This window comes from Stenoxybacter acetivorans DSM 19021, assembly GCF_000745895.1.
Taxonomy (GTDB): Bacteria; Pseudomonadota; Gammaproteobacteria; order Burkholderiales; family Neisseriaceae; genus Stenoxybacter; species Stenoxybacter acetivorans.
On the sequence record NZ_JQKE01000008.1, the window covers coordinates 1 to 19,602 of the forward strand.

At 45.7% G+C, this 19,602-nt stretch carries 20 protein-coding genes, 1 other RNA gene and 1 pseudogene; 5 read left to right on the top strand and 17 right to left on the bottom strand.

Annotated elements, in window-relative coordinates:
- Positions 1 to 306, top strand: a 306-nt coding sequence (locus Q384_RS00865) for an IS1595 family transposase (protein WP_037585372.1), incomplete at its 5' end; no start/stop codon positions are given.
- 200 nt (positions 307 to 506) lie between these two features.
- Here the strand turns inward: Q384_RS00865 and Q384_RS00870 are convergent.
- A complete protein-coding gene (locus Q384_RS00870; RefSeq protein ID WP_037585441.1) occupies positions 507 to 1,229 on the bottom strand; it encodes a 16S rRNA (uracil(1498)-N(3))-methyltransferase in 723 nt (240 codons plus the stop codon).
- A 122-nt stretch (positions 1,230 to 1,351) separates the two neighbouring features.
- Here Q384_RS00870 and Q384_RS00875 point away from each other — a divergent pair, with 122 nt between their 5' ends.
- Positions 1,352 to 2,098 (top strand): inositol monophosphatase family protein, encoded by a 747-nt coding sequence (locus Q384_RS00875; protein WP_051940237.1) that lies wholly within the window; start codon positions 1,352 to 1,354, stop codon positions 2,096 to 2,098.
- Between the two features lie 28 nt (positions 2,099 to 2,126).
- Entirely contained in the window at positions 2,127 to 2,903 is a 777-nt protein-coding gene (locus Q384_RS00880) for a ferredoxin--NADP reductase (RefSeq protein WP_037585374.1), read from the top strand.
- 82 nt (positions 2,904 to 2,985) lie between these two features.
- On the opposite strand, the gene ftsX is transcribed toward Q384_RS00880, so the two are convergent.
- Positions 2,986 to 3,903, bottom strand: a complete 918-nt coding sequence (gene ftsX / locus Q384_RS00885) for a permease-like cell division protein FtsX (RefSeq protein WP_084224342.1) — start codon at positions 3,901 to 3,903, stop codon at positions 2,986 to 2,988.
- Positions 3,900 to 4,553, bottom strand: a complete 654-nt coding sequence (ftsE, locus tag Q384_RS00890) for a cell division ATP-binding protein FtsE (protein ID WP_037585444.1) — start codon at positions 4,551 to 4,553, stop codon at positions 3,900 to 3,902. The genes ftsX and ftsE overlap by 4 nt, the downstream gene beginning before the upstream one ends.
- 186 nt (positions 4,554 to 4,739) lie before the next feature.
- Here ftsE and Q384_RS13055 point away from each other — a divergent pair, with 186 nt between their 5' ends.
- Entirely contained in the window at positions 4,740 to 5,153 is a 414-nt protein-coding gene (locus Q384_RS13055) for a hypothetical protein (RefSeq protein WP_156956378.1), read from the top strand.
- 174 nt (positions 5,154 to 5,327) lie between these two features.
- On the opposite strand, the pseudogene ftsY reads toward Q384_RS13055, so the two are convergent.
- Positions 5,328 to 6,242: pseudogene (gene ftsY, locus Q384_RS00900) on the bottom strand (signal recognition particle-docking protein FtsY); the annotation flags it as partial.
- Positions 6,243 to 6,708: 466 nt separating this feature from the next.
- On the opposite strand from ftsY, the gene Q384_RS00905 reads away from it, so the two are divergent.
- The gene (locus Q384_RS00905) at positions 6,709 to 8,385 is read left to right on the top strand and encodes a SulP family inorganic anion transporter (protein WP_037585377.1); all 1,677 of its coding nucleotides are present in this window, start codon (positions 6,709 to 6,711) and stop codon (positions 8,383 to 8,385) included.
- Between the two features lie 115 nt (positions 8,386 to 8,500).
- Here the strand turns inward: Q384_RS00905 and mutY are convergent, their stop codons facing one another.
- The 13 genes from mutY to Q384_RS00965 form a co-directional block, all read right to left on the bottom strand.
- Positions 8,501 to 9,577 (bottom strand): A/G-specific adenine glycosylase, encoded by a 1,077-nt coding sequence (gene mutY, locus Q384_RS00910; RefSeq protein ID WP_037585378.1) that lies wholly within the window; start codon positions 9,575 to 9,577, stop codon positions 8,501 to 8,503.
- 25 nt (positions 9,578 to 9,602) lie between these two features.
- Complete coding sequence (locus Q384_RS00915) at positions 9,603 to 10,781, bottom strand: O-succinylhomoserine sulfhydrylase (protein ID WP_037585380.1); 1,179 nt, start codon at positions 10,779 to 10,781, stop codon at positions 9,603 to 9,605.
- 80 nt (positions 10,782 to 10,861) lie between these two features.
- Entirely contained in the window at positions 10,862 to 11,311 is a 450-nt protein-coding gene (gene mscL / locus Q384_RS00920; protein ID WP_037585381.1) for a large conductance mechanosensitive channel protein MscL, read from the bottom strand.
- Positions 11,312 to 11,492: 181 nt separating this feature from the next.
- Positions 11,493 to 12,422, bottom strand: a complete 930-nt coding sequence (locus tag Q384_RS00925) for a tRNA dihydrouridine synthase (RefSeq protein WP_051940239.1) — start codon at positions 12,420 to 12,422, stop codon at positions 11,493 to 11,495.
- A gap of 121 nt (positions 12,423 to 12,543) precedes the next feature.
- Positions 12,544 to 12,727: non-coding RNA, 6S RNA (gene ssrS, locus Q384_RS12840), on the bottom strand.
- A gap of 6 nt (positions 12,728 to 12,733) precedes the next feature.
- A complete protein-coding gene (locus Q384_RS00930) occupies positions 12,734 to 13,027 on the bottom strand; it encodes a cell division protein ZapA (RefSeq protein ID WP_037585382.1) in 294 nt (97 codons plus the stop codon).
- Positions 13,028 to 13,399 (bottom strand): hypothetical protein, encoded by a 372-nt coding sequence (locus tag Q384_RS00935; RefSeq protein WP_156956379.1) that lies wholly within the window; start codon positions 13,397 to 13,399, stop codon positions 13,028 to 13,030.
- Positions 13,400 to 13,500: 101 nt separating this feature from the next.
- On the bottom strand, positions 13,501 to 14,493 hold the full coding sequence (locus Q384_RS00940; protein ID WP_037585384.1) for an NAD(P)H-dependent glycerol-3-phosphate dehydrogenase: 993 nt from the start codon (positions 14,491 to 14,493) through the stop codon (positions 13,501 to 13,503).
- A 139-nt stretch (positions 14,494 to 14,632) separates the two neighbouring features.
- Entirely contained in the window at positions 14,633 to 15,532 is a 900-nt protein-coding gene (locus Q384_RS00945) for a MetQ/NlpA family ABC transporter substrate-binding protein (RefSeq protein ID WP_037585386.1), read from the bottom strand.
- Between the two features lie 59 nt (positions 15,533 to 15,591).
- Positions 15,592 to 16,278, bottom strand: a complete 687-nt coding sequence (locus Q384_RS00950; protein ID WP_037585387.1) for a methionine ABC transporter permease — start codon at positions 16,276 to 16,278, stop codon at positions 15,592 to 15,594.
- Position 16,279: 1 nt separating this feature from the next.
- Complete coding sequence (locus Q384_RS00955; protein ID WP_037585446.1) at positions 16,280 to 17,017, bottom strand: methionine ABC transporter ATP-binding protein; 738 nt, start codon at positions 17,015 to 17,017, stop codon at positions 16,280 to 16,282.
- Positions 17,018 to 17,306: 289 nt separating this feature from the next.
- Positions 17,307 to 18,728: a porin family protein gene (locus Q384_RS00960; RefSeq protein ID WP_051940228.1), complete on the bottom strand. Its 1,422-nt coding sequence runs from the start codon at positions 18,726 to 18,728 to the stop codon at positions 17,307 to 17,309.
- 80 nt (positions 18,729 to 18,808) lie between these two features.
- On the bottom strand, positions 18,809 to 19,579 hold the full coding sequence (locus Q384_RS00965) for a transferrin-binding protein-like solute binding protein (RefSeq protein WP_084224343.1): 771 nt from the start codon (positions 19,577 to 19,579) through the stop codon (positions 18,809 to 18,811).
- Positions 19,580 to 19,602: the final 23 nt, after the last annotated feature.

Sequence of the window (19,602 nt, forward strand, 5' to 3'; positions counted from 1 at the left end):
CATGCTGATATTAACAGCGTCCTCCATACAGATGGCAGTCGCGGTTACGACGGTTTGGTTGATGTGGGTTTTGAAAAGCATTTTCGTGTCAATCATGGTAATGATGAGTTTTCCGACGGTAAGGGCAATCATGTAAACGGTATTGAAAGCTTTTGGGGCTTCGCTAAACACCGCTTGGCGAAGTTTAAAGGTATTCATAAGCACTTATTTGAAATTCATCTTAAAGAAACTGAGTTTCGTTTTAACCATAGAGAGCAAAATATCTATAAAATCTTGCTTAAATGGTTTAGAACCGAGAAAATTTAGTTGTCTTGTTTTTACCTTGTTTGGTTGTCTTGTCCCTAAACGATTATTTTTCCCTGTTCTTCCTCTGTCTGTTGCTTTTCCAAGACATAAAGGTTCTATTTTTTTCCATTGGGTATCGGTTAGTTTTAATCTATCCATTTGTTTATTATACATTATATAGGTAAATATCCACAGCCCCTAGTATAAATATAAATTACTCATCAACCCAAATCGCCCCACAGTATTTGCATACCGGCAATAGCAACCAGTGCCGCCGTTTCAGTACGCAAAATGCGAGGTCCTAAACCGGCTGCCTGAAAACCATATTTTATGGCAATGGTTTCTTCAGCATAACTTAAGCCACCCTCAGGACCAACCAGCAAAAAAACTGTCTGCGGTGCATCAAATTGCGGCAATTGCTGTGCGTGATTCAGGCTCATCAGCAAACGCAAACCTTTATCTGGCAGACTGCTTAAGGCTGCCTGAAAAGTTTGTATCGGCAAAATACACGGCACAGTGCTTCTGCCGCACTGTTCACACGCGCCTTGAGCAATTTCCTGCCACCGAGCCACTTTTTTATCTGCACGCTCACCACTGAGACGCTGGCTGCTGCGTTCGGTTACAATCGGACAAATGGCAAATACACCCAACTCCACGCTTTTTTGAATGGTAAAATCCATGCGCTCGGCAGATGAGATGGATTGTAATAAAGTGATGCGCAAAGGAGATTCGGCGTTGTGTTCGGTGCGCGTTAAAAGACGCACATCAACATTTTTTTTACCCATTGACGCAATTTCAGCGGTATAAACAAAACCGGTGCCGTCAAAAAGCTCTATGATGTCTTGAGGCTGGCTGCGCAAGACTTGTACGTGCCGTGCGGCATTTTCCGGTAAACGAAAAATATCGGCATCGGTGTTAATTTCAGCGACAAAAAAACGGGGCATGGTGTTTGTGTTGTGATAAAAAATAGGTAATATTGCGAACATTTTCCCGAAATGGCAAGTTTGGAGCAACAGTGTCGGAACAACTCAATCAACTTATCAGTTTAGTCCGCCGTGTGGCACAAATGGAAGTCATGCCGCGTTTTTTAGCGGTAAGCGTAAGTAAAAAACACGATGGTTCACTTTTAACAGAAGCCGACATCGCCGCACAAGCCGCATTTGCCGAACGTTTACCGCACATCATTGATTGCCCGATGCTGGGTGAAGAAATGAGTACGGAGCGGCAACATGATTTGTGGGAAAAACACAGCGACGGCTTATGGATAGTTGATCCCATTGACGGCACCACTAATTTCATCAACGGATTGCCCCACTTTGCTTTGTCTGTCGCGTATATGCAAAACGGCATCAGTCAGTTAGGTGTTATTTATAATCCCATTTCTCAAGAATTATTTTACGCGCAGCGCGGATGTGGCTCATATCTGAACGGACAGCCGCTGCCCTTGCGTTGCGCACCCAAACCATTGAGTGAAGCCATTGCCGGCGTAGAAGTAAAATACCTGCGCTCAGGCAAGCTCGCCACACGCATGTATAGCTTATCACCGGTAAACAGCCGCCGCAGCATGGGCTGCAGTACATTGGATTGGTGCTATCTGGCGGCAGGTCGCTATGATGTTTACGTTCACGGCGGACAGCGTTTGTGGGATTACGCCGCGGGTGCCCTGATTTACGAAGAAGCCGGCGGGCAGCTTGCTACACTGGAAGGCGATGAATTTTGGAGCGGTAAACATGTGTTTTATCGCTCCGTGATTGCCGCTTTACAGCCGGATTTATTCGACCGTTGGCTAAAATGGATACGCGCCAATCAATAAATAATTCAATAATAATGAAAGTCAGTCAATGACACACACATCAAACAGTAAATTCACTGAAGAAACCGTGTTGTGGGTTAAACAACACACCCAAAAACTCATCACCTTTTGTCTGACCCGCCCCGAACATTACCGTTTCCACGCAGGGCAGTTTTCGCGTTTGGGTTTTCGCGACGGCGCGGGTTTTCTTTGGCGCGCTTATTCAGTGGTTTCCGCCGAATATGCCAATCATCTGGAATATATTGCCGTTTTAATTGAAGACGGACCAATGAGTGCGCGTTTAGCAGAATTACATGCAGGCGATACCGTTTTGCTCGACAAAACCACCACCGGCTTTTTGCTGCCTGAACGCTTTGTCGGCGGCAGTGATTTAATCATGCTGGCAACCGGCTCCGGTATCGCACCGTTTCTATCGATGTTACAGAACCCCACTCTTTGGCAGCGATTTGATCACTTGGTATTGGCACACTCAGTGTCATTTGCCAATGAATTGATTTTTAACGATGCCATAACACAATTGCCGCAGCACCCATTGGTGGGTGAATATGCACATCAATTGCACTTTTGTCCGATTGCTACCCGCGACAGTACTGTAGTCGGCTTGCACCACAGGCTACCTGAATTATTAAAAAGCGGCGAATTGGCAGCAGCAGCAAACATAAATTTCACACCCGAACAGAGCCGCTTTATGCTGTGCGGCAATCCCGCCATGGTAAAGGACTGTTTTCAAGCCTTATTGGATTTGGGTTTTGTCATGCACCGCAACCGTGTGCCCGGTCAGATCATGATGGAAAACGGTTTCTAACAACAAATTGAATTGCTGCCCGCGCCGTTATCGCGAAGCCGCCGATAGGCGCGGCAAATCTGTGATTAACAACCCAGCAACACTAATGCGTGTCTTCGTGAAACCGCAATAAATGCTGCCGCGTTGCCAGCCACGCACCGAATATGCCCAAACCGCACACCACAGCCACCACCAAAATCATTTCAGACAGTGTGAAAAAACGCCAAGCCAAATTCACACCGTAGGGTTGCACAATAGCGGCGAGCAAAGGCTGGGTTTGCCGCGCCAGCCACCAACACAAGCCCAAACTGATTACTGCGGCACTCAGGCTTTGCCAAACCGCCAAATACACAAATGGGCGGCGAATAAACGATGCGGGCGCACCCAATAATTTGGTTATTTCAATGGCGGCGCGATGACTCAAAATCTGCAAACGTATGGTATTGTGCGCCACCAAGGCAAATGCCAAACTTAAAGTAACTGCCAAAAACAAAAACACACGATCAATAAAAAGATTGATGTGGCGCAAAGTGCTTACCCATTTATCATCGCTTTGCACAGAATCTATCATAGGCAATTGGTTTAAATCATCTTGCAAAGCAGCAACCTGTTCGGCAGATTCACTCTCTTTAGCAGTAATGGTAAACACATCAGGCAAAGGATTACTGTCAAGCATGGATACCAAATCCTGATCGCCCATGCTTTGCTGCAATTGCGCCAAACCCTCTTGCTTGGGGATAAAAGCATAATGTGCAATACGCGAATCCTGCGCCAATGCCGAATCAATGGTTTTAATGTCATCAGTATCCGCATTCACAGCCAAATACAGCGTAATTTCAGGTGATTGCTTGAGTTTACCCAATAACTGCTGTGTGCTTTGCACACCCAAATATAAAGCCAGCGGCAAAGTCATCGCCATCGCCAGCATCAGCAAAATCAGCAAAGCTGCCACAGGCTGCCTGAATAAAGTACGCAATGCGTGAACAGCAGCTTCACGATGCACAGACAAATACGGATTCATGCGTATAACCTGCCTTCCTGCAAACGAATAATGCGGTGTCCGTAATCTGACATCAGCGTTTCGTCGTGTGCCGCCACCAATACCGTGGTGCCGGCTTCGTGAAAAGTTTTGAATAATTCCATAATGTCTAAGGCATAAGCACGATCCAAATTGGCAGATGGTTCGTCTGCCAGCAACAAGCTCGGTTGATGCACCACTGCCCGTGCGATACACAGCCGTTGCTGTTCACCGCCCGATAAAGTAATCGGATTTGCATTTTCGCGCCCGCTCAAACCCACTTTTTCAACAGCGGCGCGCGCCCGTTTATCAGCTTGTTTTGCTTCGTAGCCAATAATGCGCAAAGGCAGCAGCACATTTTGCAGCACCGTTCGGTCAAATAAAATTTTGTGGTCTTGAAACACAATGCCGATGTGCTGGCGCAAAAAGCCCAGCTGATTATCCGACAGATGCCCCAAATCCTGATTATTCAGCCACACCTTGCCGCTCGTTGGTTTAATAATGCCGCTGATGAGTTTGAGTATGGTGGATTTACCCGCACCGGAATGCCCTGCAACAAAAACCATCTCGCCTTTATTGATATTAAAGCTGAGGTTTTTTAAGGCGGAAAAACCGCCCGGGTAGGTTTTGGAAACTTGGTCGAAACGAATCATGGTGGTGTGGTGAATAACTGATGAACCTAAAAGCATATTGTCCTGAAATATGGCACAATACGCCAGTATTTATTGATGCAAATCATGACAACTTAAAGATAGTGGGAGTATAATAAATTGAAAGATAATTTATCATACTAAACTAAACAAATACAATAATCACAAATACAATAATCGGGGTGCAATATGAAATATATTCAAATAATTTTTTTGGCGGTTTCGTTTGCAATGTTAGCATCATGTTACTCACCGTCTAAACGACCTGCCGCTACACGACCTGCCATCAATTGGACAATGCAACCAATTGAATTAGCCACGAGTTTACGCCCAGGCATGTCAGAGAATCAAGTTATTGAAATAATGGGGCAGCCCATAACCAGAGAATTTCAAATGGATGGAGCAGCACTCCAATGGTGTAAAACTGGTAGAGGTCATCAATTTCCGCTTGATAGATTCGTCATAGGCTTCTTCTATATGGATAAGTTAGTCGGCTTAAGAAATTATCAAGGGCAGCATGGTATATATGGCGATTGCGCTACACTTTATAAGCAAATAGAGTGGAAACCATCTGATAAGGTAATTGAATATAGGTTCAGATAACCTTAGTGTAAAGATAGAAAATCAGATAAACTGAATAATATATAAGGCTTCCTGAGTATTTTCAGGAAGCCTTTTTATTGAACCAGAACATTGAGCTTTAAATTAAAAACCTCACTACAATATGATTTGCATGAATTTAGCGAAAACTTTTACAAATAAGGCTTACCTGAAAACTCACTCTCCCAACAACGCTTCCGTAAACGCCCGTGCATCGAACGGACGCAAATCATCAATGCCTTCACCAACGCCAATATAGCGCACGGGAATCGGACGTTTGCTTGCCAATGCTGCGAGTATGCCGCCTTTAGCTGTACCGTCCAGTTTGGATACGATTAAGCCGGTTAAACCCAGCGCATCATCGAAAGCAATCACTTGATTGACGGCATTTTGCCCGATGGTGGCATCTAACACCAATATGATTTCGTGCGGTGCGTCGGGCAAGGATTTTTGTAAGACGCGTTTCACTTTTTTAATTTCTTCCATTAAATGCAATTGTGTCGGCAAGCGTCCGGCGGTATCTGCCAGCACCACATCAATACCGCGCGCCTTGGCGGCTTCTACTGCATCGAAACACACAGCGGCAGAATCGCCGCCGCTTTGTGAAATAACTGCAACTTGATTGCGTTCACCCCATTGCTGCAATTGTTCACGGGCAGCGGCTCGAAAAGTATCGCCCGCCGCCAGTAATACACTTTTGCCTTGCACTTGAAACTGTTTCGCAAGTTTGCCGATACTGGTGGTTTTACCTGCACCGTTTACGCCCGTCATCATGATGACAAACGGCTTGCTGTTTTCAGGCAGCTTTAAAGGCTGCTCCAAAGGTTTGAGCAATTCATACAAAGCGTCTTTTAATGCACCGCGCAATTCGTTCGCATCTTTTAAACCTTTTAAACTAACGCGGCAGCGTACATCTTGCAACAAGGTTCCGGTGGCTTCCACGCCCATATCGGCACCCAGCAGCACCGCCTCCAAATCTTCATAAAGATCTTCATCAATTTTGCCGCCGCCGAATATGCCCGCCAATGATTTTGCCATTTGGCTGCGCGATTTACTCAAGCCTTGCCTGAGCCGCTCAGCCCAACTGAGTCGAACAGTTTCGTTTGTGTTGTCATTGTTATCGGTATTATTTTTTTTTTCAGCTGTGTTGTTATTTTCATCAGGCAAAGACGGCGGTAAAGGCGGGTTGTCGTCAATGGTATCTGCCACCAATTGGCTGATCGGATTACCGTGTATGTGTTTGGCAACAGCAACTTTTTGTTCGTTGTTCAACGGCGGCGGTAATTCTTCTTCTGGCTCGTCGCCGAGAAAAACGGAGTTGTCATACGGCTGCGATTTGACTTTGCTTAAATCCACTTCAGATTCAGCGGGTTTCTTTTTTTTGAACAGTCCAAACATGGTGTATCCTGTGCAGATAATGGCAGAAAATTTGATTTGTATTGTAGCTTAATTTGGCTGAATACAATATCAGGCTGCCTGAAAGGTTGATTATTCGATTGATGATACCGCTCGGTAGGACTATGATTAACACATTCACACACTTTTTCACAAACACGCCATGAAATTCACTACGCGTTTTAATCCAAAACTCTACGAATTGCTGCAAGGATATAACAAACAACGATTTATTAAAGATTTAGGCGCAGGCTTAACCGTAAGCGTGGTCGCTTTACCTCTGGCAATGGCATTTGCGATTGCCTCGGGTTTAAAACCGGAAGCGGGTTTATTTACAGCGATTATTGCGGGTTTTTTGATCTCACTTTTCAGCGGTTCACGGGTGCAAATCGGCGGTCCGGCAGGTGCGTTCATTGTCATTGTTTACGGCATTGTCGAGCAATACGGTACAGGCGGGTTACTGCTGGCAACGTTTATGTCGGGCATTGTGCTGTGGGTGATGGGTTTTTTACGCATGGGCGTGCTGATTAAGTTTATTCCGATAGCGGTGATTATCGGTTTTACCAACGGCATTGCGGTGTTGATCGGCTTGTCACAAATCAAAGATTTTTTGGGCTTAACGATAGACGGCAAAGTGCCGGCTGAGTTTTTTGCTCTGCTCGAAACCTTGTGGCATGCCTTGCCCTCTTGGAATGGACAAGCCATTTTTATTTCAATATTTTCACTGGGATTGATTGTCGCTTGGCAAAAAATCATGAGCCGAAAAGTCTCGCTTTCTGCGGAAACGGGCGTATTGCCGCGTGTTTCTGGCTCTTTGGCATTGATTCCGGGGTCAATTGTTGCGCTGATTTTGGCAACCATTTTGGTACAGTTGTTCGGCATGAATGTGGAAACCATCGGCTCTCGTTTCGGCGGTATTCCGCAAGGGCTGCCTGAATTAACCGTACCGATATTCAGCTGGAGTGCCATTAAAGGCTTGTTTATGCCGGCAGTAACCCTCGCTGTATTAGGGGCGATTGAGTCCTTGCTGTGTGCACGGGTTGCCGACAGCATGATTCGCGACAAACACGATTCCAATCAGGAACTTTTGGCACAAGGTTTTGCCAATATGGTGGTGCCGTTTTTCGGCGGCATGCCTGCCACGGGTACGATTGCCCGCACCGTTACCAACATCAAAAATGGTGGTAACAGCCCGATTGCGGGCATGGTACATTCTGTCGGTTTATTGCTGGTGGTGCTGATTGCTGCGCCCTTGGCACAATATATTCCCCTGCCTGCTTTATCGGCGATTTTAATGTTTGTGGCATGGAATATGGGAGAGTGGCGGGAATTTGCACGATTAAAATCATTCCGAATGCCTTATCGCATTGTGTTGTTGTCGGTATTTGTACTCACTGTAGTGATGGATTTAACCGTGGCAGTGGAAGTGGGGATTTTTCTGGCGTGCTTTGTGTTTATTTATCGCGTGTCTAATTTATCGGCGGCGGAAGAATGGCGGCTGCCTGAAAACATCAATCAGCCGGGCATCCGCGCTTACCGCTTAACCGGTGCGATTTTTTTCGGTGCAGTCAAGTTGATTGATGACTTGCAAATAAAACCGCCAGAAAAAGCCTTGATTTTGGATTTTTCCGGTGTGATTTATGTTGATACCTCCGGCGGCGATTCCTTAGAAGAATTGCTGGAACTTTATCAAGACAAAGGCATTGATATTTTAGTATGCGGTTTACGCCGACAACCTCACGATATGTTAACGCGTTCAGGCTGGCTGAGAAAACTGGGTAAAAACAATGTATTTTCAAATATTAATGATTTAGAAAATCATTTGAGGCAAATGACTTAAATGTTTGGGCAGTGATGAATTGATTACAAACGGCGCGGTAAGATTGACGGCTTTAAAATCGGTTTACCGCGTTTGCTTCAGCCAACATAAAAAACCGACAATTTTTCAGGGAAACTCAAGCCAACCCATTATTTTTGCCTGTGATTTTTGACAAATACGCTGCCAGCGGTTTGGGCAAACCCAAATCAGTCCATGATGCCGCCGTCAGCCACTGACCACTTATACTCAGTGAAGGCACGGCATCAACCGCAACGAGCAACGGTGTGATATGCAGTAAACGGTGCGTTAAGCGATGCTTGAACGGCGGCATTTCCTGCCACTCTTCTGCCGCAACACCAAAAAGCGCACCATAATCCAATGCTGCCTGAAAACCATCAACACACGGCACACACCACAAACCGCCCCAAATCCCTTTGGCAGGACGTTTCTCCAGCCACACCGCGCCATCACCGCGCCGAATAATTAACCAATACCAAAACACTTCCTGTACCGGCGTCGCCGTTTTCTTTCGCGGCAATTGTGCCTGCTGTTCATGCCGATAAGCCAAGCAATGGTTTATCATCGGGCAAACAGCGCATTCAGGCTTGTTTCGTTTACACAAAGTTGCACCCAAATCCATTAGCCCTTGTGTATAAGCCGACATATCTGTTTCGTTTTCAGGCAACAATTTTTCTGCCAATGCCCATAATTGGTCAGTGAATGTTTTGTCGTTTAAATCGCCGTCCAACGCAAACACACGGCACAATACCCGCTTAACATTGCCGTCTAAAATCGTTTCACGTTTATTGAATGCAAACGCCGCAATTGCCGCCGCAGTGCTGCGCCCCACACCACGTAAAGTTTCCAATTGAATCCGCGTTTGCGGAAATACCCCGCCAAAATCATTCACCACTTGTTTGGCGGCATTATGCAAATGCCGTGCGCGGCTGTAGTAACCCAATCCCTGCCACAAACTCAATACTGCATCTTCATCGGCATCTGCCAGTGCTTGCACTGTTGGAAACGCCGCAATGAAACGCGGATAATAATCACGCACGGTCGATACCTGTGTTTGCTGCAACATGATTTCCGACAACCACACGCGATATGGATCGCTGCTTTGCCACGGCAAATCATGCCGCCCGTATTGCCGTTGCCAAGCGATTAAATTTTCGGCAAACCAAGTGGTGTTCTCGGTTTTATTTGATGTCATTTTCAGGCATAACCATTGGCTGTTTTTACACAATCTTCGCCAGAGCCTGTGTCAAATCGGCGCATAAATCACCAACATGCTCCAAGCCCACCGATAAGCGAATCAGACCAGGCTGAATACCGGCAGCGCGTTTTGCTTCCGGAGTCATGCGTGCATGTGTGGTTGTCCACGGGTGGGTAATGGTGGATTTCACATCACCAAGATTGGCTGTTTTACTAAAAACAGATACATTATCAATTACTTGCCATGCACCCACCTGCTCACCCATCACCTCAAATGCCACCACTATTCCGCCTGCGCTTTGCTGTTTTTTAACCAGCTCTGCTTGCGGGTGTTCAGGCAGCCCTGTGTAATACACTTGTTTTACTTGCGGCTGTTTACATAAAAACTCTGCCAGAGCCAACGCATTGGCACATTGCTTTTCCATACGCACATACAAAGTCTCCAAACCGGAAAGCAATACCCAAGCATTAAACGGAGACAATGTTTCACCTGCCGTGCGTACATGCAAATAAATGTCATTCATTAAATTGACCGCACCGCATATCACGCCGCCCATCACCCGCCCTTGTCCGTCAATGGCTTTAGTAGCAGATTGCAATGAAATATCCGCGCCCAAACGCAAAGGCTGCTGAACAGCAGGGGATAAAAATGAATTATCCACCACCAAAACCGCACTGTGCTGATGCGCAATCTTTGCCAAAGCGGCAATATCTGCCAATTCATTCAAAGGATTAGACGGGGTTTCCACAAACAGCATTTTGGTGTTACCGCAACATGCCGCCGCCCATTCATCAATGTTGGTTTGGCTCACCCACGTTACTTCCACGCCAATGCGCGGCAATAAGCTGTTAATCAAACCAACTGTCGTCCCAAATAAACTGCGGCTCACCACCAAATGATCGCCTTGCTTGAGTAAACTCAGAAACACTGCCGTAATTGCCGCCATGCCGCTGGCAGTGGCAATGCCCATTTTGCCCTGTTCTAATTGGGCTGCACGATCTTGAAAAGCCGCTACTGTGGGATTGGCTGTGCGGCTGTAGGTATAACCCGCCTCTTCACCCAAAAAACGTGCCGCACCGCTTTGCGCGGTGTCAAACATAAAACTACTGCTTAAAAACAGCGCATGACTGTGTTCGCCGTAAGTGGTTTGTTCTTTACTGCCGCGAATGGCAATGGTTTCAGGGTGTAAATGTTGAGTCATATTCGGGTATCTCAAAAATGGAAAACAGAATAGCTAAATCAAGTATGTTTATTCAACGCCCAACAACAGGCTACCTGAAACTACGTTAATAACGACGTACAATTCGGGCAGCGTTTGGCAGCAATCGGAATATCCGTGCAACACTCGGGGCAAGATTTTGTTGTCGGCACTGTTTCAGGGGCTGCCTGAAAGCGGCTGATAAAACGCACCAGCATAAAAATAGCAAAACCAACAATGATTAAACTGATTACAGTATTGATAAATAAGCCGATATTCAGCGTAACCGCGCCCGCGTCTTGCGCCGCTTTTAAAGAAACGTAGGGTGCAGCCGCTTTGCTGCCTTCTTTGAGCGTGATAAATAAATTGGAAAAGTCCACACCGCCAATCAGTAAACCAATCGGCGGCATAATCACATTGTCCACCAAAGACTTCACCATACCCGAAAACGCCGTCCCCACCACCATGCCAACCGCCAAATCCATGACATTACCGCGAAGCAGAAACGCTTTGAAGTCGCTGATTAAACGCATTACTTTTTCCTCATTATTGTGTGTAATGATTGAATTATAGCCGATATACTGAGACTTCAGCGTTCAAAATGAGTAATATATAAAAGAAAATAAATTTAATGTAATGATATAAATCATATTTTTATATAACGTGCAACCAAAAAAGATACAAAGTAAATCAAATTTACTGATTTAACGCGATTCAATCAGACTGAATCAAAACTGACTCAATTTTTTCAACATCGGTTAAACACCGCAGCTGCTCAAATAATAATGCGGCTTCGGAGTAATTGAGTTTCAACATGCCCAGCCATTGTTTTAAACGAGCCGCCGCATAACGCGGTTTATCGGTTTTTGTACAGCATAAATCCAAGAACAGTTTCAGCCAGTCCAAAACCTCTGTCCATGCCATTGGTTCAATCACTTTACCCGCCTCGTATGCGGCGCATTGCCGTGCCAAACCCGGCTGCATGATCACGCCGCGCCCAATCATCACACTTTTGCAACCGCTGATTTTTTTTACTTCAATATAATCATTTAAAGTAAATACATCGCCGTTGGCGATTACCGGTATTTGCACTGCTTCAGCAATGCGGGCAATCCACAGCCAATCAGCGGGCGGTTGGTAGGCCTGTTGTTTCGTACGGGCGTGAACGGTAAGCATTTGCGCGCCGCCCAATTCAATGGCATGGGCACAATCCAAAGCCAAGTCAGTATTGTCATAGCCCAAGCGCATTTTGGCACTCAAAATAATGCTTTCAGGCAGCCTATTGCGTACTGTATGAACAATGTGTTCAATTTGTTTGGGATAGCGCAGCAATGCCGCACCGCCGGCATGTTTGTTTACTGTTGGTGCGGGACAGCCAAAATTAAGGTCGATTTTATCCGCGCCAAAAGCAACCGCATTCAACGCATTCTCTGCCACCATATCGGCATCGCTGCCCAAAAGCTGCAAATACACCGCCGTACCCGCTACGGTGTGATTGCGGGTGTACAATTCAGGCATGTATTTTTGCCACACCGTGTGCGAATGAATGGTGTGGGTGATGCGCACAAACTCGGTAACACAAGCATTAAAACCGCCGATACGGGTTAATACATCGCGAATCACATCATCTGCCAAACCGTGCATGGGAGCTAAAATTAAGCGCGGCGGCACAAAAGATTCAGGCAGCCTGAAAGAAGAAAACGGCTGTTTCACATCTCATAACCAAAAATAAAACGGACGGTTAACACCGTCCGTTTTTTATATTGAATCCCCCGCAAATGCCGCTTGGATCGTATCCGCCTGAACCTTGCAAACAAGGCCGACAACTTCGGATAACTTTGGGTACATTTGCTGACGCAAACGCGCACACCCATTATCAACACAGCCATCGAAAAAAGCGAACTATTGGTTCAAAGGAATATATATCCTTACAAACACCGCAGGGGAAAACCGGTTCACAATAAAGCCAGCGCATCATCGCAGGCTTTGGTAAGATCTGCAATTCTACGCTCAAAATCGCCGATTGCCAAATCATCTTTTAAAGACATTTTTAATAAATCATGCGTTAAATTGAGTGCCGCCATAATAACAATTTTATCGGTTTCTACAATACGTCCTGTGTTTTGAATCGCACTGATTTTTTCATTGAGCATCGTAACCGCTTGCATTAAGGTGTTGTATTCTTCTGCCGGTGTACCGATATTAAAATGACGCCCCAAAATTTCTACTTTAACTTGCTGAATATCCATTTACGCCCCCTCTTTCTGAACGGCCGCACTTTGTGTTTCTTTTTGCATCACCGCATTTTGCCGCACAGGCACACGCTTTGCCAGCGCATCAATATCTTTTGCTATTTGTTGCAACTGCATTTGGTAATCCTGGTTTTCTGTTTTGAGGTCGTTAATGGTTTTCTGAAAACCGGCTTCCAAGCGTTTAATTTTTAACCCATTTTCTTGAGTAACACTGGTACGCTCCGCTTGGAACGCTTGCTGCTGTTGCTGATTTTGTTCACGCAAACGCCCTACTTCCGTTGTTAAACGCCGCTTATCTTCAGCCAGCAATTTGCATTGAGCCAACACGCGTTGCAGGCTGGTTTCTAATTTTTGCAGTTGATTATCCATAAATGCGCAAACTCGCTGAGAAATGGGTGAATGGTTGCCCATTTTGTTAAAACTGTCAATGCCGCTGCTTTAATTCGCTTCACTGAAACCACACGAAACCATCAACACCGCTCTACTTTTTCGGTTTTCGGTTCACGTTCCATTAAGCATTCTGCCACTGCTGAAACATCAATTTGTTCGTGAAGCAGCTGATGTAAAACCGTGGTTATCGGCATATCCACATTCAACAACCGTGCTTGACGAACGGTTTCTTCAATGGTGTAAATACCTTCCGCCACATGCCCCAATTCCTGCAAAATAGACGGCAAATCTTTGCCTTCTACCAGCAACAAACCCACCTTACGGTTACGCGATAAAGAACCTGTGCAGGTAAGAATCAAGTCTCCCATGCCCGCCAAACCCATAAGCGTGGTGGCTTGCGCACCCATAGCCAATGCCAAACGCGTGATTTCAGCCAGCCCACGCGTTATCAGAGCCGCTCGGGCATTCATACCGCACGCCAATCCATCAGCAATACCGGTGGCAATCGCCATGACGTTTTTCACTGCGCCGCCCACTGCCGCACCAATAACATCAGCATTGGCATAAAGGCGCAATACGCGGCTGTTTAGCCGAGCAGCGGCTTCCTCTGCCCAAAAAACATTGTTTGATGCCAAGGTGATGGCACAGGGTAACTGCTGCGCCAATTCCTGTGCAAAGCTGGGACCGGATAAAACACCAATACACCGATTGTGCAACAATACTTCTTGCAGCACTTGATGCGGCAGCAAACCCGTTTCTTGCTCAAAACCTTTACAGGCTGCCAATATCGGCGTATCGGCAAGACCGCAATCTTGCAAGCGCACGGCACTTTCACGCAAAGCCGACATTGGTGTAGCTATAATAATTAAATCGGCAGGTTTTACTTCAGTATCGATTACCAATGAATCAGGGAAAGTAAAATCGGGCAAATACAAACGATTAGCGCGATCTTGCCGCAACTGTGCGGCATGTTCATCGGTATGTGTCCACAAAGACACGGCATGCGCGTGTTGTGAAAAATGAACCGCCAGTGCCGTACCCCAAGCACCTGCGCCCATAACAGTAATATTCATGTGTTCATTATTGCTGAATTAATCCGCATTGATTATACCAGATACGCGAAAACAACCGCTTCAGAATGAAACAAAACTTGCTCTCACCGAATAAATAAATGATGAGAACAAGTTTTAATGCGGTTAAAACAACTTAATCTTATTGAGCAACTGAAGCCTTAGCCGCTTCGCCGGTTTGCGCTTGCTCACCCCAAACAGCCGGATATTTATAGCCCGGAAAACGTTGGTTTGCATAGGCTTTAAAGTCGTCGGAATTATAAGCCTCGGTGATGTCTTTCACCCATTGCGTGTCTTTGTCGGCGGTGCGAATGGCAGACCAGTTGACATAAGCGTAACTGGGTTCTTGGAACAGCGCATCGGTGAGTTTCATACCGGAACTCGTGGCATAGTTACCGTTTATCACGGCAAAATCCACATCGGCACGTGAACGCGGCAATTGCGCGGCTTCCAATTCAACGATTTTAATGCCTTTCGGATTTTCGGCAATATCATTTTTAGAAGCCCTAAGCGGGTCAATATTGTCTTTTAATTTCAGCCAGCCCAATTCATTCATCATCACCAAGGCACGAGCAAAATTAGACGGGTCATTCGGCGCGGAAACGCTGACACCATCTTTTACCTCATTCAAGGAGGTTAATTTTCCGGTGTATAAACCCAAAGGTGCGGTTGGCACTTGGAAAGCCTCGGTAATATTCAATTTGTGTTCGGCTTTAAAGTTATCCAAATAAGGTTTGTGCTGGAAAACATTGATGTCGATTTCACCGTCTGCCAGAGCCAAATTCGGGCGTACGTAGTCGCTGAATTCAATCAGTTTAACGGTATAGCCTTTTTGCTCCAAAGCCGGTTTAATTTGCTCTTTTACCATATCACCGAAATCACCCGCTGTTGTACCAAACACGATTTCGGTTTTGGCAAGTACTCCAGCTGGGCTGCCTGAAGCAGCAGAAGCAGCATCGGTAGCTTGTTGTTGACCGCCGCAAGCGGTCAAAGTCAATGCCAACGCCGTGGCGAAAAGGGGTTTAAACCAAGATAATTGCATAAAAATACTCCTGTTGTTAGGTGTGTAAAAATAGCTCTTTATTCAAAAAACTCAATACTTCAACGTTTATCCAACTTACGGGCAATAAAATTGCCCAGGCTTTGCATCAAAATCACCAACAATGCCAACACCGCCACGATGAAAATGATGACTTCGGTTTGATAGCGATAATAGCCGTAACGAATCGCCAAGTCGCCCAAACCGCCGCCGCCGATCATGCCTGCCGCCGCGCTGTAAGACAATAAGCTGATGGACAACACAGTGATACTGGACACCATGCCCGAACGTGCTTCATTCAGTAACACCCTGATGATGACGGTAAACGGCGACGCGCCCATGCTGATGGCAGCTTCAATGATGCCGCGCGGTACTTCGCGTAAGTTTTGCTCTACCAATCGCGCAAAGAAAAACACGCCTGAAACCGAGAGCACCAATGATGCTGCAATGGGACCGATAGCGATGCCAATCACCATGCGCGTGAACGGTATCATGGCGATCATCAAAATCACAAACGGAAAAGCACGGATCAGGTTTACGACACCCTCAGCGATGCTGTTAAAGCGCTGGTTACGATAAAGCTGCTTACTGGCAGTTACATACATATATACGCCCAAAACGGTGCCGAAAATAGTTGCCAGCAATGTGGACAAACCCACCATCACAAAGGTTTCCCACAAGGCTTGTACAATTTCGCTTTTCATTGAAATGAGATTATTTACGGCTTGAGAAAAATTCGCAGCTGCCATGTTAATCCTCCTGCACCAATTCTTGACCAATGGCGGATTGTGCGTGAATTTGGTTGTCTTTCACCACAATTGTTTCCAAAAGTTTACCTTGATGCAGTAATGCAGTGCGATCACACAATCGGCGAATCACGCTCATTTCATGGGTAACAATCACAATGGTTACGTTAAAGCGATGATTGATGTCAGCCAAACACGCCAGCACACTGCGCGTGGTGGCAGGATCTAAAGCACTCGTTGGCTCGTCTGCCAAAATCACTTTCGGGCTGGGTGCAAGCGCACGGGCAATACCCACCCGCTGTTTTTGTCCGCCCGATAATTGCGCGGGGTAATGATTCGCGCGATCACATAAACCAACAATATCCAAACATTCAGCAACGCGCTTATCCCGCGCCGCTTTATCCCAGCCAGCCACCGTCAGCGGAAACGCCACATTGTCTGCCACCGTGCGGTTTGCCAATAAGTTAAATTGCTGAAACACCATACCAATATTCTGCCGAGAACGGCGCAAATCGGCAGCATTCAAAGCGGTTAGATCTTGCCCGTCCACCGTTACCCGCCCGCTGTCGGGGCGTTCCAATAAATTAATCAGCCTCAGTAAAGTGGATTTACCCGCACCGGAATAACCCATCAAGCCAAAAATTTCTCCTGCTTCAACACGCAAACAAAGCGGCTCAACCGCAGTAAACCATGTTTTATCGCGATGTTGGTAGCGTTTAGAAACATTATCCAAAACAATCATTATTTATCACTGCTATATAAAAAGCCCATTGTCAATGCAATGGGCTGTAAAAAATCAAAGCATGGGGCAAATATACCCCGCACGCTTTAGCTGTTTTACGCCCGCAAGCTGTATCAAATCGGCGTTTGGTTAAATTTCAGTCATTACACCCGAAAATACAAACAAGGTCAAGCGTAAAACATCAAGGTATTTAGAATTTTTAGGCATAAACATTTGAACAAATCGGCATAACAACCGAAACAATTGATTTTTCAAGCTGCCTGAAAGCTGACTCCTGCCACATCGCACATCAAAATGTTTTACTGAAATCCAAATAAAGTTGTTTTTTATCATATTGATAAAAAACATCATTACTGTACACTCTATTATATTGAAAAGTTAATTTTGGTGTCAGCCCATGCCATTGCCAGGCTCGGTTCCAAACAGAAGCTGTGGCAAATAAGGAGTTTTCATTTCTACGGATATAAAAAAAATCTTCTTCTTGATAATGTTTATTCCACCAGCCAAATTGAATTGATGTAGATATTGATTTCGGCCATTCGTTCCCCCAAGCGAAACGCGCACCGTAATAGCGATAGGCTTCGCTCAAATCCTCCGCGCCGTTTCTGCCTACATCTAAACCCACCAACCAATATTGTTTGGCGGACTGACGATACACAACAGACGTGGATATCGATAAATTTGTACCGGTTAGAAACGGGCGGTCAATATAAACATCTCGCCCGTATTCCAATGCGCCCAAAGCTTGCCACCGACCACTGATTAGATAAGTGCCTTGAACGCGCATCCCCAAAGTATGTGAATAAGGCAGTGTGCCAAACCAGCGGTAGCCGTAAAACGGCTGCACTGCCCACTCCTGACGCGCACTTTTGTACACTGGTCCGAGTGTAAAGCGAGCCTGTACATCGTCATAGTCATGGTTGTCCCAATAAAATTTACCGTAAACATCAGTACCGATACGCCAATACACATGGTCTTTTACAAGAGTATCTTTTTGTGCATTTACCTGATAACCAATACCGTGCGCAGACTGTGGTTTGGGAAATGTCCAAACTCCGTAATCAGTAGGTAAATAACGCTGTTTGGGCGCATTATTGACGTTGTTGTCAGACAAATAACGAACACTGGCATTAATTGACCATTCTGTTTGTTTGGCTAAAATTTCTTCATATTGCTTAACTGCATCTGCCCCAAGTAAAGGCAAATCAGGTGCTGCTTTAATTTTGTTAAACTGATCTTGGGCGGCTTGCAATTGCCCGTTGGTAAATAAAGCCTCAGCCAAAGCCAAACGAGTTGGCGTTAAATCAGGGTTTTCAGCAAGTATTTTCCGATAATAGGCAATTGCATCTGCGTAGCGATTTTCTGCTTTTGCCAACAGTGCTTGTGCATACCACACCAACAGCACATCATGATTTTCCTGAGCTTGATATGGTGGCAGCAACATTTGTACAGCGGCAATATTTTGAGTGGCAACAGATGAATCCAAGGCATGTTGCAACAACAGCGGATTTTTTTGTAACTCCTCCAAACTAATATTCACCTCTTTTTCCTCATCATCTCCCGTTTCAGCAGCAGGAAACAATTCGGATTGTTGCGGCGCGGTGATATTAAGATTGTTTTGTGGTAAGGCAGTATTTGGCAGTGATTCACCCGATGCCTTGCCAAAACCAAATACAACCAAAAATGACAAAGTACAATAAGGAAATTTCATACGCTACATTCTTTACAGACTAAAATCCCTAAGTTCCATTAAGGACCTTAGGGATTAAAGCGAGGATTATTTCTCTGAACTTATTGCTTTTTAGCACCAAACGCACCGCCGAAACCTTCATTGGTATTAACAAAAGTACCCGCTATTTCATTGGCGTTGGGACCAAAAAAATCTCCTGCCGTAGTAGTCCCTTTCGATGAATTGCCGTAAAACTGATGGCCATTAATAACACCGCTAAGTTCAATGTTGTCAGCAGGTTTTTTATTGATATCAACTATATTGGCAATAGTACCGGATATGGCTTTCTTACCAAAATCCACCGTGAAGTTAGCGGTTGCATCAGCTGTGTCGTAATTCACACCCTTGACATAGGCTATACCTGCATATTTGGCAGTACCGCTGATGGGCATATTTTTATCAGGAGTACCTTCTCCTTGTGCGTAAAGATAAGTGCCCTTGCCACCAAGATAGGCACCATACCGCGCATAACTAAGATTCATGCCGACAACCACATCATTTGCGATCACAAATTTTCCGGTACTGATTCCCGGGTAAACCAATTGAATGCGCTTACCGTCCACCACCAAAATATCTTTATTGGTATTGTCGGGAGATTCCACTCCGGTGCCTATGCGTCCGCCGCTGCCCGGTGAAGTAAAACTGGCATAACTACCAGCCATTCTTATGGGACTCGAACCGCCACCTGAATCACCTGAATTAGAGCCGCCGCCTGTACCCGGGCTGTTTGATGAGGACGTATTGGGCGAGGAACTGCCACCACCGCCGCCACCGCAAGCCGTTAAGACAAATGCAACTATCAATAAAGTTGCCATTGCTTTTGTATTGTTCATTGAAAAATCCCTCCATAAAGCGC